The organism is Nocardia sp. NPDC004123 (genome assembly GCF_053603795.1).
In genome coordinates this window covers 217,674-237,093 of record NZ_JBSGGG010000008.1, presented here as the reverse complement: position 1 = coordinate 237,093, position 19,420 = coordinate 217,674, and the positions used below count along the sequence as shown (strand labels likewise).

The following is a 19,420-nucleotide window of genomic DNA, read 5'->3' as shown; positions in this document are numbered from 1 at the left end:
GGCTGCGGACTGGCGGAACGAGTCAGTTCCCGTGGCTCACGAAGGTGGTGTCGAGAAGCGTCCGGTAGTCGGGTAGCGGGGTCGATCGGTCGACCGACCCCTGTTCTTTCGCCCAGGTCGCGAGCGCGCCGAGAGTATCGGCGATGTCCGGTCGCAGCTGCACGGCATAGTCGAACTCCGGGAGGATCTTCCGGATGAGTTCCGGGGACAACTGGGTGGCGGTGGAGACCGCGGACACGGCGGCGTCGGATCGCGCGGTCAGCTGCGCTCCGGCGTCGTTCAGCGCGGCGAAGAAGGCGGTCAACGCCGCTGATTTCGCCGAGATCGCGGTATCGCTCGCGAGGTACAGGCTGTGCTGGTTGTAGCTCCCACCCGCGAGCTGGACCGCGTCGTCGCCCAGCGCCTCGGCCACCTGGGCCTGGTAGGGCTGGAAGATCGAGACGGCGTCGACATTGTGCTGCGTGGCGGCGGTGACCGTCGCGGACGGCGCGACCTGAACGAGATTCGCCGAAATCTTGTTGTGCGAGAGCACATCCGAGGCGAAGTAGGCCGCACTGGTGCCCAGCGGGGTGCCGATCGAATGCCCGGCGAGGTTGTCGAGGGAGGTGATGCCGGCGCTGCGCCGGGCCACGATGCGGGAACCCTGCCACCGGGATCCGTCGCCCACGATGCGCAGTGCGGGCGAGCGGGTCAAGGTGGCCGCGGCCGGAACATCGGCGGCGGTGGCGATGTCGAGCTGGTGGGCCGCGAGCGCCTGCAACGCCTCCACTCCGGTCGAGAAGTTGACGACCTTGACCTTCACGTCGTGGTTCGCGAAGTACCCGGACTGTTGGGCCACCGGGATCTGGGCCCACGACGGGTCGACCACGAATCCCACGGTGAGCGTCTTCGGGTCGGAATTGCCGGCAGTGCCGCAGGCGGTGAGCGGCCCGAGCAGAGCGAGGAGTGCGACGGCGGCCGTCAGCGGGCGGATGAGTTTCTTCACGGCTGATCTTCTTTTCGTAATTCACGGATTGGGCTGAATCGCTTGGCCGGCAACAGGTGCCGGTCTACGCCGTCACGCTCTCGACACCGAGTTCGTGGTGGAGGATGCGCCGCAGCTCGCTGTAGCCGGGCTGGTCGGCGAGGGCGTCGGCGGGGCGGGGTCGTGGGAGCGGATTGGGGATCCGGTTGGTGATCCGGCCGCCGCCGAGCACACTGATGGTGTCGGACAACCGAATCGCCTCGTCCACGTCGTGGGTGACGAAGACGACGGTGCGGCGCAGCCGATTCCACAGGTCGATGAGCAGGTCCTGCATCTTCAGCCGAGTGAGCGCGTCGAGTGCGGCGAAGGGCTCGTCCATCAGCATGATGTCGGGTTCACCGGCGAGCATGCGCGCGATCCCGACACGCTGGCGCATTCCGCCGGAGAGCTGCGTGGGTCGTTTGCCGCGTACCTCACCGGACAGTCCGACCAGGCCGATCAGCTCGTCGATCCGGCTGCGGCGCAGCCGGGCCGGAACCCCGTGTGCCCGTAGGGCGAAGTCGATATTGCCCGCGACACTCAGCCACGGAAACAACACGTCACGCTGGAAGGCGACGCCGCGGCGCGGATCGGGCGCGAGCACCGGTGCGCCGTTGTCGGTCACCGTGCCCGACGTCGGGGTGATGAGCCCGGCGAGGCAGTGCAGCAGCGTCGATTTCCCGCTTCCGGATGCCCCCACCAGGACAGTGAACGAACCGTCCGGCACGGTCAGATCGATCCCGTGGAGCGTGGGGTGCGCGGCGTTCGGGAAGTGCACCGTCAGGTCTCGGGTGGCGATGGCCATGGTCAGTTCACCTCCCGCGCCCAGCGCTGGATCGGCGCGGTGATCGCGGCGATGAGCAGATCGCAGACCGCGCCGAGCACACCGAGCACCAGCAGGCAGAAGATCAGCCGGTCGGCCTGTGAGAACAGCTGTGCCTGATAGATGCGATAGCCGATCCCGGCGGTGGTGCCGGTCATCTCGGAGACCACGATCAGCACGAATGCCATTGCGGCGCCGACCCGTACACCGGCCACCACATCGGGCACCGCCTCCGGGACGATGACCCGCATCAGCGTCTGCCAGCGCCCCGCGCCCAGGCAGCGGGCGGCCTGCAGATAGTCGGCCGGGGTGCCCGCGAATCCGGAATGACTGCTGATCCAGACCGGAACGAAGACGCCGAGCGCGATGACCAGAATCTTGCTGTTCTCGCCGATGCCGAACCACAGAATCGCGAGCGGCACCATACCGATGGTCGGGACCGGTGCGAGCAAACGGAGCACCGGCTGCAGGAGCCCACGCCCGGTTCGGGTGTTCGCGGTGACAATCGCCGCGACGACGCCCACGACCGCACCGACGACCAGCCCGGCCAGTGCCCGCCGCAGGCTCGCCGCGACATCCGAGATCAACAGATCATCGGCCCACAGCGTATGTCCGGCGCGCAGAATCTGCGCCACGGTCGGAAACAGCTGGCGCGGAAAGATTCCGGTGGCCGCCACCACGGACCAGACGAGTGCGGCGAGACCGATACCGGCCACGGTGCCCCCGGCCTTCCTCCAGTGCGGTCCGAGGCGCGCGAACGGCCGAATTCTCCGCGGCCGTTCGTCCGCGGTGGTGCCGGCCAGCGGTGACCGAATGCTCACCGCAGCGGTTTGCAGACTCGATGTCATGGGATTCGTCCTCCTGAATGTGCGACCGGAGCGCCCAGGGGCACCCAGTCGAACGGCACCGCCTGGGCTCGATAGACCAGCCGGGTACGGCTGAGCCGATCCACGCCGGGCACCCGGGGTTCGTGGACCTCCGGCTCACCGGCGACGCCGTGACCTTCGTACGGCGACAGGTACTCCCACACCACCTGACCGTCCGGCGTCACCTGGAAGATGCGGCCGTTCATGCCCTCGGTGATGAGCGTGTTGCCGTTCGGCAAGCGCTGGGCATTGCTCACGAACGAGCTGAAGAATGTCCACGACGGCAGTCCCGAGTCCTCGGCGGTGTACTGCCAGACGATCTGCTCGGTCGACGGATCGATCTCGAGGACCCGCGATCCCGCGTAGATGCCGAGGGGTGCGGGCGGGAACCCGGCGCCGCCCTGATTGTCGAAGACGAGGATATTGCCGGCGCCGGGCAGGCCGTCGGCGATGAGGTGGGGATTGTGCTGTCCGGAGATCTGATCGAGCGGCCGGGGCACCTTGTGCGCGTTGATCCGCTGGTGTTGCGCCCCGGCCTCGGCGGTGAAGTACGGACCGAGTTTCCACACAATGGATTCGGTGGTCTTGTCGATCAGCGCGATCACGTTCGCCTTGCGGCTGCTGATCAGGATGTTGCCGGGTTGGAACACCGTGCCGGGGTCGGCTCGGTGCCAGCGGTTGGGGCCGAGTGTCTTGGCGCTGTTGATCTCCAGCACTCCCCAGGGATCGTCGGGGTCGCGAGCGACGGTCTCGCGCAGCGCATTCCACCCCGCCTCGGAGAACCCGAGCTCATCGAGGTGGTCGCCCGCACGCCATTCCCACACGATCGACCCGTCGGGGGCGATCTCGTACAGCCCCTGGTCGCCGACCACGGCGGGACCCAACTGCGGGACGACCCGCGGAATCGTGACCAGCAGCAATCGGTTTCCGTTGTCGAGCAGCTCCCAGTCATGGTTCTGGCGCGCCGCGCCCCCGGGGGCCTGCGCACCCCATTCCCAGACCTGCTCGCCGTCCCAGTTCAATTGCCCCACAGTGCCGTTGGCGTAGATGCCGCCACGCGGGTCGCCACTGAGCGACAGCTGTACACCGAGGTCGCCGAGTCGCCCGCCGGTCAGTGCGGGGTCGAGAATGCGGGGCGGCACACCGGCGTAGGGCCACTGGTGGCACACCACGCCGTGCATGTCGATGAGACGGGTGATCGAGTCCGCGCCACTGAACAGGAGGTAGCTGTCATGTGCTGAATCCGGTTCGTAATGGGTCACGCCCGTGAGTCGTACGAAGGCCATGCATTCACTCCATCAGTCGGCTGTTAAGCGATCAGGTCGTGGATGTTACGAATCTAATCGATTTGCGTGGCACGTTGCGCGTGCGCAGACTGTAAGAATCAGAACGATTTCAAGCATGGCCGCCCGGCCCGCGAGCGACGAGAGTAGGACGAACGTGACTGCCAAACGCACGACCCTCGCCGATGTGGCCCGGCGGGCGGGCACCTCCACCGCGGTCGTCAGCTACGTGCTCAACGACGGGCCGCGCCCGGTTTCCGACGCCTTGCGCGCCCGGGTCGTCGCGGCTCTGGACGAACTCAACTACCGGCCCGACCGTGCGGCCCGGGCGCTGCGCCGGCCACGACGCTGGCGGCACCTCGGCCTGCTCGTCCCCGATGTGCGGCTGCCCCTGTTCGGCACCCTGGTGGGGCGCATCGAGATCGAGGCGCGGGAGCGCGACCATCTGACCCTGATCGGTAACACCGGATACGACCCCGAACGCGAGGTCGAATTCGCGGCCGCGTTCGCGGATTCCGGCATCGAGGGCTTGATCGTGGTCGGCGGAGCCAATGGCCGCGCCACGGCCGAGCTGTGCCGGCAGGCCCGCATTCCCATCGTCTGGGTCCACAACAATCGAGACCACATCGACACCGCCGTCGTCGGCGCCGACCACGTGGACGCGGGCCGGCTCGCCGCCGGTCATCTCGCACAGACTCATCGCCGCGTAAACATCGTCTTCGTCGGCGGATTCACCGCGGAAGAGGTCGCGCACGGAGACCGCGAGACGGTGGCCCAACGTTACGAGGGCTACCTGTCCGTCGTGGGATCGGCTGCAGCAGAGCGGATTCCCACCGATCTGACTCCGTCGGGCGCCTATCGTGCGGTGCGCCGATATCTGGCCGAGCGCCCCGCTCCGGACGGGATGGTGATCGGAACCTACGCCCAGGCGGCCGCGACGCTACGGGCGGTCGCCGACGCCGGCCTGCGCATACCGCAGGACGTCGCCCTGGTCGGCTACGACGCCGACACCGCGAATGCCTATGCCCCACTGATGCTCACCACCGTGCAGCAGCCGATCGGCGACATCGCGCGCACGGCCCTGTCCCGCGTGCTCGACGCCGCCGGCAATCCACAGTCCGCCAACGCCCCTGCGGCGCCGATCGCGGTCCAGCTCAGCATCGGTGAGACCTGCGGCTGCACCCCGGACCGGACCATCTCCCAGCTCGACTGATCCGCGCTCCATCGAACCGAACCGGAATCTCGTTTGGCGAACCCTTCAAATTCAAACCTAGGTACATTAGGTTTTACCCTCATGTACCTAGGTTAGGTGCTGTTCCGCCGACTGCGGTTGCCATGCAGTCCGAATTCGAAAGAGGAACTACCGCAATGAGATCCGGGATGTTGCGCGTACCCGGCGCGTCCCTCTACTACGAGGTTCGCGGCAGTGGGCCGCTGGTGTTGTTCCTGCCCGGCGGCGGGGGTGACGCGGCCTCGGTCGATCCGATCGCCGAGGTGCTCGAGGATCGGTTCACAGTGGTGTCGCTGGATCCGCGCGGGTATTCGCGCAGCGTGCTGGACGGGCCGCAGCAGACACAGCTGGTCGAGGTGCAGAGCGATGACGCGTTCCGGCTGCTCGACCATCTCACCGAGGAGCCCGCGTTCGTGGTCGGCGGCAGTGCGGGTGCGATCGTCGGCCTGGATCTACTGGCCCGGCATCCGGATCGGGTGCGCCTCCTGGTGGCGCACGAACCGCCGTGCTTCGGGGTGCTTCCCGATGCCGCCGAACAGCGCGCCATGATCGAGGAGGTCTACACGCTGTTCCGCACCGAGGGCCCGGCCGCGGCGGGTGCGCGCTTCCTGGCCGGGATCGGCAATGCGATGAAGCCGTCTCCCGTGCCGGCCGAGCTACCGCCGCGCGCCGCCGAGATGTGGGCGCGGCTGGCGGCCAACGGTCCGCTCATGCTGGAGTACGAACTGCGGGAATTCACCTCGTACCTGCCCGATTACGAGGCGCTGTCCCCGGTGGCCGACCGGGTGGTCCTGGCAGTCGGGCGCGAGACGCGGGGTTGCCTGCCGTACCGCCCCGCCGTGGAGATCGCCCGCCGGATCGGCCACGAGGTGGCCGAATTCCCCGGCGCCCACAATGGAATGCGCACCGAAGCACCCGAATTCGCCGCGCAACTGGCCGACACCATGACCGCCCGCCTACGGGCCGAAAGCGCCGCCCACTGTTAGCGTCAGCGCATGATCACCGGCGCACACACCATCCTGTATGCCGAGGACGCCGAGGCGGCACGGGCCTTCTTCCGTGACGTCCTCGGCCTGGCCCACGTCGACGCGCACGACGGATGGCTGATCTTCAAGTCACCGCCCGCCGAACTCGCGGTCCATCCCGCGGCCGCCCCGGACAGCGGCCGCGCCGAGCTGTACCTCATGTGCGACGACCTGGCCGCCGCCATGGACGACCTGCACGCGAAGGGCGTCGAATTCACCTCGGAGGTCACCAATGCGGGCTGGGGCATGCTCACCATGCTGAAGGTGCCCGGCGCCGGCGAGATCGGGCTGTATCAGCCCCGTCACGCCACCGCCTACGATCTGCCCTGATTACCGCCCATCGAATGCTTTGCGCCCGTTCGCTTTTCGTGACAGCCTGAACCGACGGCCGGTACCCGGCCCGGACGCGAAGGGCGTGAGATGATTCTGGTGACGGGCGCGACCGGCAATGTCGGCTCCGAACTCGTGCGGGCGCTGGCAGGTGGCGCTTCACCATTCTTGGCGACGTGCTCGGCCGGGACCTGGAATGCGTCGGCCTGAGCGACGAGGACGCCCGCGCCGACATGCTGAAATCCACGCCCGTCGAATACGTGGACGCGTTCTTCGACTTCTACGTCGCCGGCGCGATCGACGAGTCCATCGTGCGGCCCACCGTCGAGCAGGTCAGCGGCCGTGCACCGCGAACCTTCCGGCAGTGGGCCACAATTCACGCCGGAGTCTTCCGCCAGGCGGGCACGGACACATAGGTGGCCGCGTGCAGCAGCCATTCGATCGTCAGGATCGCCTCACGGGAAGTGCCGCGCGACCGGCCGCAGCGGTGGCGGATCGAGGTTTCAGTCACGCAGCAGGTCGATGAGTTTGGTTTCGGAGAGGTCGCCGTGCCCGGCGTCGACCAGGCGCTGGAAGATCTGCTCGGCGGTGTGGCCGAGGGCGGCGGGGGTGCCGACCGCATCGGCCAGTTCCACGCCGATCCGGGTGTCCTTCAGTCGGAGCGCGGCCGTGAAGGCGATATCGCGGTCGTGGACGCCGGCCGTCATCTCCTGGCACATGCGGATGACGGTGGGGCTGGCCGCCCCACCCCGCGACAGGGTGTCGGTGACGACGGCCAGATCGAGTCCGGCGAGTTCGGCGGTGCGCAGCGCTTCGGCGGTGGCGGCGATCTGGATGGAGCCCAGCAGATTCTGGATGAGTTTGTAGCTCGTGCCCGCCCCGACCGCGCCGAAATGCACGATGTCGGTGCACAGCGGCGCCAGCAGCGGACGCGCCGCGTCGAGATGCGCGGCGTCCGCGCCGACGAACAGCGTCAGCCGCCCTGCCGCCGCCGCATCCGGCAGCCCGGTCACCGGTGAGTCGAGATAACGAAGACCTTGTGCTGCGGCATGTTTCGCCAGCTCCAGCACCCACGGCCGGGAGATGGTGGAAAACTCCACCGCGAACGCGCCGGGCGCATACTCCCCCGCCAGCGCGCCATCCGCGCCCAGCCATGCCGCCCGCGAGGCGTCATCGTCGGCCACCATGGCGAAAACGGCCTCGGCGCCACGCACCGCCTCCCGAGGGGTCGCCGCGAATGCCGCTCCCGCCCCGACGAGTTCGTCCGCCTTCTCCGGCGTCCGATTGAACACCGTCACCTCGTGCCCGGCAGCCACCACCCGCCCCGCCATCCCCGCACCCATACGCCCGACACCCAGAAACGCAATCCTCGCCACCCGCCGAACCCTACCGAGCCCGGAGGTATCCGGATGAACGGATTCCGGCTTGCGCTCGGCACATTGGCCCAGATGCGAGATCGAATCAGTGGCCGACCTGCTCCCAGCGACGCCCCCGGCTGCGATTCGCCGGGGTACGGCTACGACAAGTTCGGCCGGACCACCCGCTCCTCGCAGCCGGCCGGCATCCGTCGCGCGATCGATTACCCGAGCACACGAACATTCCGAACCTATCGGCAAATTTTGGGCAATTGACGAATTTCAGACTGGTCAGTTACGCGAGAGCGATCCGGTATTCGACCACGGCAATTGTCAGGCGGTTCCGACGACCCCGCGTTCCACCCGGACGCCGAGCAGGATTTCCGAGACACCCAGGGCAATGGTCAACAGGCCCACCACGATCGACAGCGATGTCAGCGACTCGAACCGGACCACCCCGACCATCACACCGGCGGCCAGCGTCAACAGCCCGACCACCTCCAGCCGGCCCGCCCCCGCGAACTGCTCCGACCACACGCCCACAATGGCTTGCACGATGCCCCGCACCACCCAGGCCATCCCAATCCACAAGGACAGCAACGCAACCCACTCACCGCTGGTGAACGCCCAGGCGGCCAGCACCAGCGCGATGATCGCGCTCACCACCTCCAGTACCTTCAACGCGGTGGCGATCCGCGCCCCGAACGCGACGACGAATTGCACCGCCGACGACGCCACCAGCGTGAGCCCGTACAGAATCCCCGCCACCGTCTGCGATTTGTCCGGCCACACCGCCATCACCGCCCCCAGCACCACCGAGCAGCCGCCGGTCACGACCAGCGACTGCCAAGCCCAGTCGGCGAATACATCGGTTCGCCCCTCGATCCGATTGGCGGGCATCCATCAATGATATGACCGATTTACCCAGGTAACTGGACGTTTGCGTTCTCACCGGCACCGGCGCGTCGCCCGTCGGCGAATTGCCCGGCACCCGAGAGCACGCACGACAGCAGGCGAACGAGCTCGGCCTGCCGGCATGTGCCGGTCTTGGCGAACACCTGGCGCAGGTGGGTGCGCGCGGTATTGACCGAGATATAGAGCTCCTCGGCAACCGACGCCAGCCCGCTGCCGCGCAGAACCTCGAAGGCGACCTGCGATTCGGCCCGGGTCAGTCCGTAGAGCTCGCGCAGAGTTTCGCGGCCGCCGGGCTCCTCACGTTCGGGATCGACGATCACCATCAGAGCCGCGCGGCGGGGTGACTCCTGCGAACCCGGGCAGAGCGGCAGGATCGACACGGTCAGCGGCAGCCGGTCGCGGTCGCGTGGAATGAGCAGGCGGGCCGCGGCATTCGACGGGCCGGTCTGCGCGGCCGCCCCCAGCAGGCGACGCAACCGACTCGACACCGCGAGGTCGTTCGATTCGAGGCGCGCCAGGGCGCCCAGGCGCAGACCGTCGCCGGCCCGCAATATCGCCAGCGCCGCCGGGTTGGCGTAATCGACACGGCCGCAAGCGGATACCAGGGCCAGGCCGTGCCGGTGGCGGTCGAGCACGCTGAGCGCGAGATCCCGGTCGATGACGGCATCGGTCAGTCGCGCGGCGATGCCCAGGGCGTGGTCCAGGTGCGGCAGGAACAACCTCAGCACCCGTTCGGCCAGGACACGGTCCAGGTTCCGGTCCGCGCGCGGATAGACGGCGATCCAGGAGCCCGGCGTCGCCAGCCGCGCGAACACACCGTCCCCGAGCTCGTGACGCGCGGCCCAGCCGGTCCAGAACGGATGCCGGCGCCCGCCATCCGGTGGGATCAGCTCGCTACCGGTGAGCACCGTTGCGGTGAGCGCGGATTCGAGCACGGCCGCGAACGGATCGATGCGCCCGTAACGCTCGTTGTAGCTATCCCGCAGCCCCGCGGTGGTGCTCGCGATCATGTACCGCCGCCCGCCCTGTGCTGCGACGAGGCAGCCATGGTGGCCGCCGAGGCTGTCGGTGATGGCTCGCAGTGCGCGGGTCCACGCGCCGGGCTGCCCTGTTGCACGGTTGATCTCCGCGATCAGCTCGGAAAAGCGAGCGAGCGAGATGCCCGTCTCCCCCATGTCCATTGTCCCGCCCCCCATCAAGAACGATCACGTCCCGGCCGCCGAGCCCCGGTCGGAGGTGATACCAGTTTATCGGCCGAGCGCAGCGAGTTATCACAGGGAAAATTCATCTGTTCGGGTGAGGAATCGGACGGGCGATCCCGCTTTACTCGGGTCACAGCAAACGGACGGGCACCGGATCGGCTGTACCGCAAGGGGGGAGAAGACTCATGGCTTTCACCAGGTATTGGCCCATGGGCGCCGGGCGGGTGGTCACCTCGGGATTCGGGCCGCGCGACGACGGCTTCCACTGGGGCGTGGACTTCGGCAAGGACGGCGGCAGCGGGGGCGAGCCGGTGTACGCGTCGCAAGGCGGGACGGTCGTGTACGCCGGTGCCGCAACGGGTTTCGGCGGACCGGATCCGGCGGGCCGGCTGGTCGTCGACCATCCGGCGGCGGACGGCGGGGGCACCACGGTCTACGGGCACATCGTCCGCGAGGTCGAGCTGGGCAGCCGGGTCGAGGCCGGGCACCGTATCGCCCACATCAATCCCGATTCCGGCACCAATGGCGGCGTCCCCCCGCACCTGCACTTCGAGTGGCACCGGTACTCGTGGGTGCCACCGGGCCCGGATCGCCTGGACCCGCTCACCATGCTGACCGACGCCGCCGAGCCGCCCGCGCCCGACCAGAACGGACCCGATATGACTTCCAGCACAACGATTTTCGGCATCGACATCTCGAATTACCAGGGCGGACTCGACCTCACGGAGGTCTTCGCCGAGGGGTTCGAGTTCGTCATCGCCAAGGTCAGCGAGGGCGACTACTACACCGACGACTCCTGGCCCGCGTTCCGCGACGCCACCCTGGCGGCCGGCAAGATCCTGGTCGGCTATCACTACGTGCGCGGCGATGTCGACGCCGACGCCCAGGCTGCGCTGTTCGTCGATCACCTCGGTGATCTCGGGATCCCGGCCATGCTCGACCATGAGCTGAACTCCGGCGACATCGGCGTGTTCGAGGCGGTGCGCACCGCTATCGAGAATCGTGGTGTGCACGTCGCACTCTCGTACCTGCCGCACTGGTACTGGGAAGGCACGATAGGCTCACCCGACCTCAGCGGAATTCCGCCGCTGATGACCTCGAATTACGGCGACGGCCGCTCCGGCTACGCCTCGGCCATCTACCCCGGTGACGACGACATCGGCTGGCAGCCCTACGGCGGCGCCGAGGTCGCGGTGTTCCAATTCAGCGACAGCGGCTCGGTGGCCGGTCGCTCCCTGGACGTGGATGCCTTCCGTGGCAGCCCCGACCGATTCCGCGCCCTACTCACAGGAGACGACATGAGCTTCACCGACGACGACCGCCGCATGCTGCGGGACATCTGGACCCAGTTGCTCGGACAGGACGGCCACGGCTGGCCCCAGCTCGGGCAGAACCCCCAGGGCCAGAACCTCACTCCGGTCGACGCCCTCAGCGAGATCAAGGACGATCTCGAACATCACTGAGCCACGCCCGGGTCCGCCGGTGACGTACGGTGTGTCACCGGCCGGCCCGCGTCTACGGAGCGCTCAGGAACACGCCGCGTGACGAGGTGCTGTCCGCGGCCGACCACAGCGCGTCGACGTGGCTGCGGTCGCGCTCCAGCGCCGGTCCGGTGGTGAGACGGCGGTGGACGCGGATCAGCTCCGCGCCCGCGTTGGTCGAGCGGTCGGAATCGAAGGCGATATCGGTGTGGGTATCGGTGTCGATGACCGTCGGACGGAATCCGGGTGCGGGCCAGAGAATGTCGCCGGGGACCACGTGCACGGTCAGGTCGGGGGTGTCGCTCGTGCTCTGGTCCTGGGCGGTGGCCTTGCCGGTCAGCAGCAGAGCGGCCTGCTCGATGAAGACCGGATCGTACGCGGCGTCGTAGAGCCAGCGCAGGCCCAGCACGCCGTGTTCGGACGTGCCGATCAGTGCGTGGTCGAGGTCCTCGGCCCGCGCACCGCGGTAGGTCATGGGGATCAGATAAGCCACCGGCTCCGCGCCCGAGGCGTCGGTGACGACCATGAGCTCGATGCCGACCTCGCCGGCCGGATCGTCGAGACGGAAGCCGCCGGACTTGGACAGGACCGGCGACTCGGCACCGGAGTACCAGTGCCGGGTGGGCAGCCACCGCGCCAGCAGCTCCAGCTTGGTGGGCGCCATGGTCGTCCTGTGGATCTCGGCCATGCCGCCATCCTGCCAGAGATCGACGGGATAGCGGCGGAACTTCTTGCGGCGGTGCGTTATTCGTTAGGTCCGTGCAACTTTCGGAAGAAGTCTCGCAGATCGGCGGTCAGCAGATCGGGGGCTTCCATCGAGGCGAAGTGGCCGCCGCGATCGAATTCCGACCAGTGCACGATCGTGTTCCGGTGCTCGGCGAGACCGCGAATACTGCTGCTGCCCGGGAAGACCGCGACACCGGTGGGTACGCCGGAATCGGCCGGTGCGGCACCCCATTGCCGGGATTCCTTGTAGAGCCGCATGGAGGAGCCTGCGGTATCGGTGAACCACAGCATCGACAGAGCGGTGAGGAGCAGGTCGCGGTCGATCGCCGCATCGGGTGTCGGCTTCGCCGGATCCTTGTAGGTGTTGACCACATCCAGGACCCACGCCAGCATCCCGGCCGGCGAATCGGACATCGCCGGGGCGAGAGTCTGCGGGCGCGTGGAGTGCATGCCCGCATAGCCGGATGTCTCCAACCGGTTCCAGTCCTGGTATCGGGCCAGCTTCTCCCGGTCTCGGGCGCTGAGGTCGGCCGGGTCGATGTCCCCGGCCGGGATCGTGATCGGGTCGTTGAGGTGGATACCGGCCAGGTGCTGCGGCGCGATCCTGCCCATCTGCGGCGCGATGAAGGACCCGGCGTCACCACCGTGCGCCCCGTATCTTCCATAACCCAGCGCGGCCATGAGTTTCGTGATCAGTTCCGCGCTGCGCTCGGTCGAGGCGTCCCCCGGCCGGTGGGTGGGACCGGAGAAACCGAAGCCCGGCAGGGTCGGGATGACCAGGTGGAAGGCGTCTGCGGGATTGCCGCCGTGGGCGCGCGGATCGGTGAGCGGGCCGATCATGCCGGTGAAGTCCTCGAAGGGCCAGCCGTGGACCAGCACCAGCGGCAGCGCGTGCGGCTCCGGCGAGCGGACGTGCACGAAATGCAGGCGCTGACCATCGATTTCGGTCAGGAACTGCGGGTGGCGATTGCGCTCGGCCTCATGGATGCGCCAGTCGTAGCCGCTCCCCCAGTACTCGCAGAGCTCCCGCACGTAGGCCGTCGGAATGCCGCAGGTCCAGCCCACCCCGGGCAGGTCCGCGGGCCAGCGGGTGCGGGCCAGGCGGGTCCGCAGATCCTCGATGTCGGTGGCCGGGATGTCGATTCGGAAGGGCTCGAAAAGCGTCATGCGTCCACGGTAGGAACCAACTAGGTCAGATTCTGTCCTATACCGTCAGCGGATTCCCCTCGGGTTCGCCCGCGTTCTACGCTGTTGGACAAGCGTTTCAGCCGCAGCGAGGCGGCCAGGTGAAGGGATCAGGCATCGTGGGCACCGCTTTTCCACCCGGACCGCCGCTGCCACGCGCGGTGCAGACCGCCCTCTACGGCAAATGGCGCGGGACCCTGGTGCGCCGGTCCGCGCGCCGTTACGGCGACGTCTTCACGCTCCATCTGGTCGCGCCCTATGCCGAGAACCTGGTGGTGTTCTCGCGGCCGGAGCACATCCGCGAGATCTTCGCTGCCGACCCCGCGGATCTGCACGCCGGCGAGGGCAATCGACTGCTGGTGCACATCATGGGCGAACATTCGCTGTTGCTCACCGATGAGGACGAGCACGCGCGGGCGCGGCGGCTGCTCATGCCGGCGTTCGTCGGCTCGTCGCTGCGCGGATATCGCGTGCTGGTCGACACCATCGCCGCGACACATGTCGACCGGTGGGTGTCGGGGTCGACGGTGCTCACGCTCGACGCGATGAACGACCTGACACTCGATGTCATCATGCAGGTGGTGTTCGGCATGACCGACGAACGCCGCCGCGCCCAGCTGGCGCCGCGGCTGCGCCGGATCGTCAATATCGATCCGATCATCTTCTTCGGCTGGAAGTATCCGTTCCTGGAACGGCGCGGGCCGTGGAAACGCTTCCGCGACAACCAGAACGCCATCGACGAGCTGCTCTACAGCGAGATCGCGGAGCGGCGCGCGAATCCGGACCTGGAGGCGCGCACCGATGTGCTGTCGCGGCTGCTGGCGGTCGGCTCCGGCGAGAACTCCACCGACGTACCGCTGTCCGACGAGGAACTGCGCGACCAGTTGGTGACACTGCTGCTGGCCGGGCACGAGACCACCGCGTCGGCGCTGTCCTGGGCCTGCCACGAGCTGGCCGCCAACCCGGATGTTCAGGACCTGGCGCGCCGGGCGGCGCACGACGGGGACGAGAAGTACCTCGAGGCGGTGCTGAAGGAGGCCATGCGCCTGCACACCGTCATCGGCGGGACCGGACGGCGACTCACCCGCGACATGACACTCGGTGGATACGAACTGCCGAAGGGAACCGTGGTCGCGACCTCGATCCTGCTGGCACATCGGCGCACGGAAGCCTTTCCGGACGCCCTGACCTTCCGGCCCGAGCGGTTCCTGGACGGTTCGGTCGCCGCCAACACCTGGCTGCCGTTCGGCGGCGGGGTGCGGCGCTGCATCGGCGCGGGGTTCTCGCTCATGGAGGGCACCGCGGTGCTGCGGGAAATCCTGACCCGCTACCAGCTTTCACTGCCCGACGGGGCGGGCCGCGAACCGTCGCGGATGCGCAACATCACCCACGTTCCGGCACACGGCGCGCGCGTGGTGGTCACCACCGACAACACGGTTCGGGTGTAGCTGCCGGGCCTTAGCCGGTGACCGGGTGCACGTGCAGGGCACAGCTGTCGATAGTCGCTGTGACAGTACGGGTGTCGGTCGAATCCGGCGGCGTGACCTGCAGATTCGTGTACAGCGGACAGTGATTGCCGGAGGCGTCGACGGCGATGCCCTCGACGACCGCGGTACCAGGACGGCCGGATTCCAGTGTCACGGTGGGCGGTTCGTCGCTGCCCTGCGGCAGACCGCCCATGTATCCGCGCGGGGTCCGATCGGCGTGCAGCAGTGGGCCGCCCGCGCCGGTGTCGACGCCCGGATAGCCGGTGAGCGTGCAGGGGGCCGCGCCGGTGGCGAGGCTGAAAGTGAGTTTCACGCCCCGGTGCCCGGTGGCCGGGGACATGACATCGGCGGTCACGTCGACCTGGCCTGCGCCGCAGGCCGCCTGCCGCGCCGGGGCCGCGGTCTTCGCTTCCTGGGAACTCGGCGGAGTGGCGGGAGCGGCGGTGCTCCCGCCCGCGACCGTGGCCCCGCCCGTGACGCCCGGCGGTGTCGCCGGTGGTGAGGTGGTGGACGCACTCGACGAACAGGCGGTCAGGCCGAGTGCGAGGACCCCCAGCGCGGCGAGAATCCCTGTGCGATAGCGCATTTCCCAACTCCTCCCGGTCCGGAAACATTGGCGGGCGCCCCCGCGTCCCCACACCTTGTATCGGTTCACGCCGCGCGAGTGTGAGCGCTCACTCCACCGCCCAGCCTAGGGGCGGTCCGGGAACTCCGCGGCTCGCCGCGCGTGCGCCCGCGCTACGAACCCCGAGCAGTCGGGGCACTCGCTGATGATCGGATGGGTGCATTCGAGCAGGTGCTCGAGGAACCGGTCCGTCGCCTCCAGCAGTTCGATGCGCTCGCGCACCTCGGCGCGGCGGTCGGCGATGATGTCCCGCCGGCCGTCATACCCGCTCACTCCGAGCTGCCGGATCTGCTCCAGTGACAGTCCGGTTCGCTGCAGCGTCTGGATCATGCGAGCGTAGTCGAGGATGTACTCGTTGTAGCTGCGGTGACCCGACGGGCTGCGCGGCGGCGCGAGCAGGCCGACCGACTCCCAGTGCCGCAGCACGTGCGTCTCCACACCGAGCGCCGCGGCGGCGTCACCGATTCTCATGTCCTGGGCTGTGGCCACGATTTACCCCTTTACTTCATGTCGACCTTAAGTATTAGCGTTCCAGCATGTCCGATCCAGTGCGCAAGTCCACCATCGTCCAATGCTGCACCGCGGCAGTGAGTTCCATTCACGGCGCGGTCCGGCCGCGGCCCATCGACCAGCGGTTCCTGCGGTCCATCACCGACGCCGGGCTGCCGGCGACCGAGCGCACCGTCACGGTCACGCCGCTGCCGCAGTTTCCGCGCTCGGCGCCGACCGCGGCGATCGTGGAGGGGGTGTTCACACCGCGACGCATCGCCAGCTCGCTGACCTCGTTCGTCGTCCAGCACCCCGACGCCACCTTCATCGTCGATCCGAGCTATTGCATCGATGCGGAGCACCGCGCCATCGCGCAGCTGCCCGCGGCCATTCGTCCCGTCGTGCGCCCGCCCGTCGAGACAATCCCGACCATCACCGGCCTGCAGTCCGAGCCCACCCTGCCCGCGCTCGATTTCGCCCTGCCCACGCACGCGCATTGGGACCACGTCTGCGGACTCCTCGACTTCCCGGGGCTGCCGGTTCACCTCCACAGCACAGAGAAGGACTGGGTCATGACCGGGCCGGTCGCGCCGGTCGGCGGTGTGCGCGATGCACTGGTGGACCGCCCCACGGTCGAGTACGACCTCGACGGTCCGCCGGTGCTCACCTTCACCCGCAGCCGTGACCTGTTCGGCGACGGCAGCGTGGTCCTGGTGGATCTCGCGGGCCACACGCCCGGCAGCGTGGGCCTGCTCGCGCACACCGCGCGCGGGTGGATCCTGCTGGCGGGCGATGCCGCCTGGCATGCGTTGCAGATCGAGAAGGTGCGCCAGAAGTCCGGCTTCCCAGGCATTTTCGTCGACGAGAATCGCGACCTGACCTTCAAGACCCTGCACCGGCTGCACCTGGCGCAACGGCTCCTGCCGGTGATCCCCACCCATGATCACGATGCGGCACAGCAGCTCGTCACACCTCATGCGGAGGCCGCCGAACAGCTACCGTGAACGCATGGGGATCACCGTGCGCCCGGCGCAAATGTCCGACATTCCCGAATTGGCGCGCGTGCTCGGCATCGCGTTCTCCGACGATCCACTCATCACCTGGCTGATCCGGGACGATGCCACCCGGGCCCGCCGCGCCGCCGCCCTCTTCGCCGCCCAGGCCCGCCACCACTTCGTTCCCCTGGGCGGTGTCGAGGTGGCCTGCAATGACGCGAATTCCATAGTCGGCGCGGCACTCTGGGCCCCGCCCGGCCACTGGCACGTCGCCGACACCGCGATGCCGCCCCAGCTGCCGGGCCTCGCCTACGCCTTCCGACACCGCCTGCTCATGGCCGGCAGGCTCGCCGACCGCATGGCGGCTGCCCATCCTCGCGAACCGCACTGGTATCTCGCCGTCATCGGCTCGCTGCCCGGCGTCCGCGGTCAGGGATACGGCCAGGCGCTGATGGGGTCCCGCCTCGAGCGGTGCGACGCCGAGGGCATCCCCGCCTATCTCGAATCCAGCAAACCTCAGAATGTCCCGTACTACGTACGCTTCGGCTTCGACGTCACCGGCACCCTCGATGCGACCCGCGGCGGTCCACCGCTGTGGCCGATGTGGCGCACTCCGTGCTGACGCGCAAATGCGGTGTTGCCGACCGGGATTCGGCCGGCAACACCGCATTTGCGTGACAGGGTTACGGTTTGCGGGCCATACCTCCGACCACCAGCTGTTCCCAGACTGTCAGCTCAGGGTTGCCGGCGTCGGGCTCCGATGGATCGGGACGCCACTGGGCGCATGGGCGCAGGCCGTCCGCCTCCAGTGTCAGTGCACCGAAGAGGAACTCGATCTCCGGTTCGGTGCGGAAACGACCGCGACCGAACGCTTCCACGATCTTGTTCGCGGTCGCCACGGCCTCGCGGGTGGCGCCGGAACGGAAGTGTGAGATATAGACCCGGCTACCGGAAGGGAAGCGATCCGACCAGTACCGAACCACGCCGGCCGGATCCTCTTCGTCATTGACGAAGCTGAGGGTTATCCCGAACAGGATGCCCACCGGCTCGTCGAAGTTGATCAGACGCTGTACTTCGGCATGCTTCTGAATGCTGTCCGGATCACGAATATCCGCTTCCAGCACCACGATTCCGTCATCCACGGCGAGCAGGGCCCGGCCGTGAGAAGCCACGAACGGGTCGTCGTCCACATACACGACGCGGGCGTCCGGATACACCTGCCGCACCACCTCGTGCACATTGACGCGGGCAGGCAGGCCGCAACCCATATCGATGATCTGGCGAATTCCGGCCGCCGCCATGGCCTTCACGGCCCGCAGCACAGCCTCCCGATTCGTGATGGCCAACCGCTCGGATCCGGGTAGGTCCTCGATGAAGTAGTCACCGACATCCTTGTCGACACCGTAGTTGTCGCGCCCGCCGAGTACGTAGCTGTATACGCGTGCCACGCTCGGCCGGGACTGCCGCGCTCGCATGGCGTTGATGTTCAAGTGTCACACCCCTCTTTCCTCATCGACGATACCGCTATCCACCAGGAAATCCTGCGCCATCCACGCAACACCGCCGGCCGCTCCGAACGACGGATCGTGCCTATTGCGTAGCGCCCGCGGCGGCTGCGGTCGTGGGCACCGGGGCGGTGGTTGTCGGTGTGGGAGTGGTTGTTTGGGGCGCGGTCGTCGTGGTCGTGGTCGTGACCGGTGCGGCGGTTCCCGGATCCGTGGTGGTGGCGGTGGTGGTCGGGGCGACCGTGGTGGTCGGCGTCGGGATTATGGACGCCGAAACCGGATCGGGGCAATGGCCGAGTATCTCACCGAGACGGTTGATCTCGGCATTGCTACGCGGGTCACCGACATAGTTGATCTTGTCGGTGCACTTGACGTAACCGTCAGGCGCGGGGGCTCCGCCGGGGGGCGAGTCGGACACGGGCGGGGTATCGGGCGACTCGCCCGGGGGCTGCTGCTGCGGCGCCACGCCGCCCGGCGAGCCCGCCACGGGACTTCCCCCGACCGGCTGGCCCGCACCCGGACCCGCCACGGGCGCACCGGAAGTAGTCGAGACCGCCACCGTGCTCGTCACACTGGCCGACGGCTTGACCGTCGTCGCGATCGCGGTCGATTTTCCCGAGTCACTCGAGCAACCCGCCACCAGCGCGACCACCGGTGTCATCATCAGCACCGCGATACGCGTGGCCGTTTGCGGGCGCGACCGACCACGCCATTCCGCCAGAGCGGACATCGATTCCTCCTGAGGGTGCAGCCCCAACCCCGACTCATCCGCTGCACGAGCATCTTTCGCCGATCCGGAACCGAAACGGCAACCTTGAATCCAGGGGCATTAACACCCCCCGCTCGACCCTAAGGGCTCCGGCAACCGGACGCCATCGTGCTCGGTGCCCCTAT

The 19,420-nt window shown here is 68.1% G+C and carries 22 protein-coding genes; 9 read left to right on the top strand and 13 right to left on the bottom strand.

What is annotated here, in order from left to right:
• Window positions 1–22: 22 nt before the first annotated feature.
• From ACWEQQ_RS14080 to ACWEQQ_RS14065, 4 genes are all read right to left on the bottom strand, one after another.
• Window positions 23–985: an ABC transporter substrate-binding protein gene (locus tag ACWEQQ_RS14080; protein WP_452348501.1), complete on the bottom strand. Its 963-nt coding sequence runs from the start codon at window positions 983–985 to the stop codon at window positions 23–25.
• A 64-nt stretch (window positions 986–1,049) separates the two neighbouring features.
• Complete coding sequence (locus tag ACWEQQ_RS14075) at window positions 1,050–1,808, bottom strand: ABC transporter ATP-binding protein (protein WP_452344762.1); 759 nt, start codon at window positions 1,806–1,808, stop codon at window positions 1,050–1,052.
• A gap of 2 nt (window positions 1,809–1,810) precedes the next feature.
• A complete protein-coding gene (locus ACWEQQ_RS14070) occupies window positions 1,811–2,674 on the bottom strand; it encodes an ABC transporter permease (RefSeq protein ID WP_452348500.1) in 864 nt (287 codons plus the stop codon).
• Window positions 2,671–3,978 (bottom strand): arylsulfotransferase family protein, encoded by a 1,308-nt coding sequence (locus ACWEQQ_RS14065; RefSeq protein ID WP_452348499.1) that lies wholly within the window; start codon window positions 3,976–3,978, stop codon window positions 2,671–2,673. The genes ACWEQQ_RS14070 and ACWEQQ_RS14065 overlap by 4 nt, the downstream gene beginning before the upstream one ends.
• Before the next feature lie 154 nt (window positions 3,979–4,132).
• Here ACWEQQ_RS14065 and ACWEQQ_RS14060 point away from each other — a divergent pair, with 154 nt between their 5' ends.
• The 4 genes from ACWEQQ_RS14060 to ACWEQQ_RS14045 all read left to right on the top strand — a co-directional run bounded on the left by ACWEQQ_RS14060 (window position 4,133) and on the right by ACWEQQ_RS14045 (window position 6,977).
• Entirely contained in the window at window positions 4,133–5,188 is a 1,056-nt protein-coding gene (locus tag ACWEQQ_RS14060) for a LacI family DNA-binding transcriptional regulator (RefSeq protein ID WP_452348498.1), read from the top strand.
• A 167-nt stretch (window positions 5,189–5,355) separates the two neighbouring features.
• On the top strand, window positions 5,356–6,192 hold the full coding sequence (locus ACWEQQ_RS14055) for an alpha/beta hydrolase (RefSeq protein WP_452348497.1): 837 nt from the start codon (window positions 5,356–5,358) through the stop codon (window positions 6,190–6,192).
• Between the two features lie 9 nt (window positions 6,193–6,201).
• Window positions 6,202–6,561 (top strand): VOC family protein, encoded by a 360-nt coding sequence (locus ACWEQQ_RS14050; protein WP_354832850.1) that lies wholly within the window; start codon window positions 6,202–6,204, stop codon window positions 6,559–6,561.
• 176 nt (window positions 6,562–6,737) lie between these two features.
• Complete coding sequence (locus tag ACWEQQ_RS14045) at window positions 6,738–6,977, top strand: hypothetical protein (RefSeq protein WP_452348496.1); 240 nt, start codon at window positions 6,738–6,740, stop codon at window positions 6,975–6,977.
• Between the two features lie 87 nt (window positions 6,978–7,064).
• Here the strand turns inward: ACWEQQ_RS14045 and ACWEQQ_RS14040 are convergent, their stop codons facing one another.
• Complete coding sequence (locus tag ACWEQQ_RS14040; protein WP_452348495.1) at window positions 7,065–7,937, bottom strand: NAD(P)-dependent oxidoreductase; 873 nt, start codon at window positions 7,935–7,937, stop codon at window positions 7,065–7,067.
• A 33-nt stretch (window positions 7,938–7,970) separates the two neighbouring features.
• Between ACWEQQ_RS14040 and ACWEQQ_RS14035 the strand changes: the two genes are divergently transcribed.
• Window positions 7,971–8,192: a hypothetical protein gene (locus ACWEQQ_RS14035; RefSeq protein WP_452348494.1), complete on the top strand. Its 222-nt coding sequence runs from the start codon at window positions 7,971–7,973 to the stop codon at window positions 8,190–8,192.
• 57 nt (window positions 8,193–8,249) lie between these two features.
• Here the strand turns inward: ACWEQQ_RS14035 and ACWEQQ_RS14030 are convergent, their stop codons facing one another.
• The gene (locus ACWEQQ_RS14030; RefSeq protein ID WP_452348493.1) at window positions 8,250–8,816 is read right to left on the bottom strand and encodes a DUF308 domain-containing protein; all 567 of its coding nucleotides are present in this window, start codon (window positions 8,814–8,816) and stop codon (window positions 8,250–8,252) included.
• Between the two features lie 20 nt (window positions 8,817–8,836).
• Entirely contained in the window at window positions 8,837–10,006 is a 1,170-nt protein-coding gene (locus tag ACWEQQ_RS14025) for a helix-turn-helix transcriptional regulator (protein ID WP_452348492.1), read from the bottom strand.
• Window positions 10,007–10,218: 212 nt separating this feature from the next.
• On the opposite strand from ACWEQQ_RS14025, the gene ACWEQQ_RS14020 reads away from it, so the two are divergent.
• Window positions 10,219–11,496 carry a GH25 family lysozyme gene (locus ACWEQQ_RS14020; protein WP_452348491.1) on the top strand — a complete coding sequence of 426 codons (1,278 nt, stop codon included), beginning with the start codon at window positions 10,219–10,221 and terminating at the stop codon, window positions 11,494–11,496.
• A 52-nt stretch (window positions 11,497–11,548) separates the two neighbouring features.
• Here the strand turns inward: ACWEQQ_RS14020 and ACWEQQ_RS14015 are convergent, their stop codons facing one another.
• A complete protein-coding gene (locus tag ACWEQQ_RS14015) occupies window positions 11,549–12,202 on the bottom strand; it encodes a maltokinase N-terminal cap-like domain-containing protein (RefSeq protein WP_452348490.1) in 654 nt (217 codons plus the stop codon).
• 56 nt (window positions 12,203–12,258) lie between these two features.
• Window positions 12,259–13,407, bottom strand: coding sequence for an epoxide hydrolase family protein (locus tag ACWEQQ_RS14010; protein WP_452348489.1), 1,149 nt, complete (start codon window positions 13,405–13,407; stop codon window positions 12,259–12,261).
• Between the two features lie 137 nt (window positions 13,408–13,544).
• Here ACWEQQ_RS14010 and ACWEQQ_RS14005 point away from each other — a divergent pair, with 137 nt between their 5' ends.
• Window positions 13,545–14,873 (top strand): cytochrome P450, encoded by a 1,329-nt coding sequence (locus ACWEQQ_RS14005; protein ID WP_452348488.1) that lies wholly within the window; start codon window positions 13,545–13,547, stop codon window positions 14,871–14,873.
• Window positions 14,874–14,883: 10 nt separating this feature from the next.
• Here ACWEQQ_RS14005 and ACWEQQ_RS14000 read toward each other — a convergent pair whose 3' ends face one another.
• Both ACWEQQ_RS14000 and ACWEQQ_RS13995 read right to left on the bottom strand, forming a co-directional pair.
• The gene (locus ACWEQQ_RS14000; RefSeq protein ID WP_452348487.1) at window positions 14,884–15,498 is read right to left on the bottom strand and encodes a DUF4232 domain-containing protein; all 615 of its coding nucleotides are present in this window, start codon (window positions 15,496–15,498) and stop codon (window positions 14,884–14,886) included.
• Between the two features lie 105 nt (window positions 15,499–15,603).
• On the bottom strand, window positions 15,604–16,026 hold the full coding sequence (locus ACWEQQ_RS13995; protein WP_452344776.1) for a MerR family transcriptional regulator: 423 nt from the start codon (window positions 16,024–16,026) through the stop codon (window positions 15,604–15,606).
• Between the two features lie 47 nt (window positions 16,027–16,073).
• On the opposite strand from ACWEQQ_RS13995, the gene ACWEQQ_RS13990 reads away from it, so the two are divergent.
• Both ACWEQQ_RS13990 and ACWEQQ_RS13985 read left to right on the top strand, forming a co-directional pair.
• The gene (locus tag ACWEQQ_RS13990) at window positions 16,074–17,030 is read left to right on the top strand and encodes an MBL fold metallo-hydrolase (protein WP_452348486.1); all 957 of its coding nucleotides are present in this window, start codon (window positions 16,074–16,076) and stop codon (window positions 17,028–17,030) included.
• Between the two features lie 4 nt (window positions 17,031–17,034).
• Window positions 17,035–17,643 carry a GNAT family N-acetyltransferase gene (locus tag ACWEQQ_RS13985; RefSeq protein WP_452348485.1) on the top strand — a complete coding sequence of 203 codons (609 nt, stop codon included), beginning with the start codon at window positions 17,035–17,037 and terminating at the stop codon, window positions 17,641–17,643.
• A 61-nt stretch (window positions 17,644–17,704) separates the two neighbouring features.
• Here the strand turns inward: ACWEQQ_RS13985 and ACWEQQ_RS13980 are convergent, their stop codons facing one another.
• Together ACWEQQ_RS13980 and ACWEQQ_RS13975 are read right to left on the bottom strand one after the other, a co-directional pair.
• Window positions 17,705–18,511, bottom strand: a complete 807-nt coding sequence (locus ACWEQQ_RS13980; RefSeq protein ID WP_452348484.1) for an SAM-dependent methyltransferase — start codon at window positions 18,509–18,511, stop codon at window positions 17,705–17,707.
• Window positions 18,512–18,611: 100 nt separating this feature from the next.
• Window positions 18,612–19,256 (bottom strand): hypothetical protein, encoded by a 645-nt coding sequence (locus ACWEQQ_RS13975; RefSeq protein WP_452348483.1) that lies wholly within the window; start codon window positions 19,254–19,256, stop codon window positions 18,612–18,614.
• Window positions 19,257–19,420: the final 164 nt, after the last annotated feature.